The organism is Bradyrhizobium sp. Leo170 (assembly GCF_004296405.1).
GTDB lineage: Bacteria > Pseudomonadota > Alphaproteobacteria > Rhizobiales > Xanthobacteraceae > Bradyrhizobium.
In genome coordinates this window covers 1-789 of sequence record NZ_PSRR01000798.1, presented here as the reverse complement: position 1 = coordinate 789, position 789 = coordinate 1, and the positions used below count along the sequence as shown (strand labels likewise).

Annotated in this window: 1 protein-coding gene; it reads left to right on the top strand. The window is 62.2% G+C overall.

Features of this window, described 5'->3' with window-relative positions; genetic code table 11:
* Positions 1-79 precede the first annotated feature (79 nt).
* Complete coding sequence (locus CWO89_RS44780; protein WP_130584445.1) at positions 80-502, top strand: cupin domain-containing protein; 423 nt, start codon at positions 80-82, stop codon at positions 500-502.
* The last annotated feature ends 287 nt before the right edge of the window (positions 503-789 follow it).

Sequence of the window (789 nt, the reverse complement as noted above, 5' to 3'; positions counted from 1 at the left end):
CCAATGACAATACGCCTTGTCTCTTGGCCCGAGAAATAATGCCGGCGCAGTTAATCCAGACACACGCAGGGAGGTTGCCATGCTGACTCGACGAGGATTCGCGGCCGTTGCGTCGTGCGCTATCTGCGGAATTACGGAATTTGCTGCGACAGAAGTGTCGGCCCAAGGCACGCCGCCGGCGACGCCAGGGGTCACGCGAAAGATCTTGTCGCAAATGGATGGCCCGGTGCCGGGGTATGTGACGCTACTTGTCGCGGCGACAATAGAACAGGGAGCCACTGTCGCTCGACACATGCATCCGGGAATCGAATCCGCTTACGTCGTCGAAGGCGGCTTCGAACTTCCCATACAAGGTCAACCGACCCGAACGATGAAGACAGGCGACGCCTTCCAAATACCACCCGAGACGCCCCATGCAGGTGGTAAGCCTGCCGACGCCAAGAGCATCATTCTGATCACGTATGTTTTGGAGAAGGGAAAACCCCTCGCATCTCCGGCGTAGGCTCTCGGGACTGCGGCGCGGCGGTCGCGGCGCTGATCGCTTGTTCAGCGCGGCGATTGCCGCGCTCAGGCTCGCGGCGAATGCCTCCTGAAAATTGACCGGCTTGCGGGTGGTGAAGACGTGGTCGCGGCTCCGCGGGGGCGGCTGGTACGGTTTCCGGACTCTGGGTACCGCATGGCAGGCGGCGGCAAGTTCGCTGCGTCTGCAACGGGTCAGATTCGGAATTGGCGGGCCAGCGCATCGTGGGCCGCTTTCCCCCCGTAGCTGACCGACCCTTCGGCGGTCGC